The 1,931-nt window shown below is 65.0% G+C and carries 1 protein-coding gene; it reads right to left on the bottom strand.

The window, feature by feature from the left end:
* Positions 1-100: 100 nt before the first annotated feature.
* Complete coding sequence (gene ltrA / locus IPZ69_RS46665; RefSeq protein ID WP_235461006.1) at positions 101-1,351, bottom strand: group II intron reverse transcriptase/maturase; 1,251 nt, start codon at positions 1,349-1,351, stop codon at positions 101-103.
* Between the last annotated feature and the right edge of the window lie 580 nt (positions 1,352-1,931).

The raw sequence follows: 1,931 nt of genomic DNA, 5'->3' as shown, positions 1-1,931 counted from the left end.
GCCTGGGCGAGTCGGCGGCGGGAGTTTCGCCCGCCGCCGCTCTCAGAACCGTGCGTAAACCTCTCGGCTTACACGGCTCCCACCGTCCAGTCATTCACGGTCACGGCTTGACGAACTTCCAGTGAGCAAAGAGGCCGGGAAACCGTCTGGCGTGACGGTTCAGGGCCTCTCGCGCTCTCGCTCGCTTCCGTTTGAACCGCTTGTACTTGCGGACGAGCCACCGCACCAGATAGTCGTTGATGCGGTTGAGGGTGGAGAGCAACGCGGACGGGTGGAACCGCCCGAAGTAGTTGATCCAGCCCCGCACGACCGGGTTGATCTCCCGGGCGAGCTCCTCCAGGGTTGTGTCACTGCGCAAGTGCAGCCGCCAGCGGCGGATCTGCACCCGGATCTGCTTGGCGGCCTCGTCGCTGACGGCCGGACTGAAGCCGAAGAAGAAGTCCCCACGCTTCGTCCGGAGTTTCCTCACGCGAAACCCGTACCCCAGGAACGTGAACGAGGTGTGCTCAGCCGAGCCGCGCCTGTTCCTGTCCCGGCAGTACACAATGCGGGTCTTCTGGGGATGCAACTCCAGACCCCCGCACTCGGCCAGCCGCGCGGCGATGGCCTCACGCACGCGATGCGCCTGGACCTCGTTGCGGCAGTGGACTACCACGTCATCGCAGTACCGCTCGAACCGGACACCGGGGTACTCCCGGGCCATCCAGAGGTCGAACGCGTAGTGCATGAAGAGGTTGGACAACACGGGTGATACCGCCGAGCCCTGAGGGCTGCCGCGGTCCCGGGCCTGCAGGCTGCCGTCCGGCCGCTGAAGCGGGGACTTGAGCCATCGCTCCACATACAGCCGGACCCATCGCAGGTCGGTGTGGTGCGCGACCGCCTTGAGAACGAGATCGTGATCGAGGTTGTCGAAGAAGCCCCGGATGTCCAGATCGATCACCCAGTCCGTCTTCCAACACCGCTCTCGGCACGTCGCGACCGCATCCAGCGCACTTCGCCGGGGCCGGTAGCCATAGGAGTCCGGGTGGAACACAGGCTCCACCAGTGGCTCCAGCACCATGGCCACCACCGTCTGTGCGATTCTGTCCGCGACCGTGGGCACGCCGAGGATCCTGACCCCGCGTCCTCCCGGCTTGTCGATCTCCACCATCCGTACCGGCGGCGGGAAATAGCAGCCCGACGAGAGGCGATTCCACAGTTTGTAGAGGTTGGCCTTCAGGTCTACCTCGAACTGCTCGATCGACTCGCCGTCGACGCCCGCCGCGCCCTTGTTGGCCTTGACCCTCAAGTACGCCTCGAACACCAGGTGTTTCGAGATCTCGAACGACTTCGGTCCGTTCGTCCGGCTCATCCCGGGCACTCCGGTTGACCGCCAAACAGACCTGGACGATCCGTCCCCTTCGCTCCGCCCGCATTACCAGGCTTCACCACTACTACGAGACGGTCCGCCCCCGTGCCCCGCGTCGGTACTCGACCCCTCGCGGTTTTGTCCGCTTGGGGCACTCCCTCTCGCCACCACTCCAAAAGGGCAGCAGCAGTATCGGGGCGACAGGTTCCCACGTTCCGTGCAAGAGCCCGGGCCAGGCTCGCGCCGCCTCCATGCCGGACGCCGTCCGGGCAGTCGGCAGGCTCCCCCCGGACTTGTCCCGGAGCCCAGATCAAGCCCCGGTTTCGACGCCATTGAAGAAAGTTACGACACGTCATCAGCGGTTCACTCACGCTCGCCTTCCTGACCCACACCTGACGCGATCACTGTCGCGCCTTTTGCCGCAGCGCTCACCACGACCGGCACTTAACCGACGCAGCCTGCGGTGGTTTGGGGTCTCCCCCTGCAGGGCGACCCCGGAGGACCTACCTCCATCTCCTGCACAGCACCGCTTCCAGAAGCTGTTACATCAACGCCTCCTTCAGTGTTCGTGGCACACGATCTG

Origin of the sequence: Streptomyces olivochromogenes, assembly GCF_021538895.1 — a bacterium.
Classification (GTDB): domain Bacteria; phylum Actinomycetota; class Actinomycetes; order Streptomycetales; family Streptomycetaceae; genus Streptomyces; species Streptomyces olivochromogenes_A.
This window is presented reverse-complemented; position numbering and strand designations above follow the sequence as displayed.

Bases quoted from the DNA above. Each gene is read 5' to 3' on its own strand.
- ltrA (WP_235461006.1), bottom strand. From the start codon at position 1,351: ATGAGCCGGACGAACGGACCGAAGTCGTTCGAGATCTCGAAACACCTG.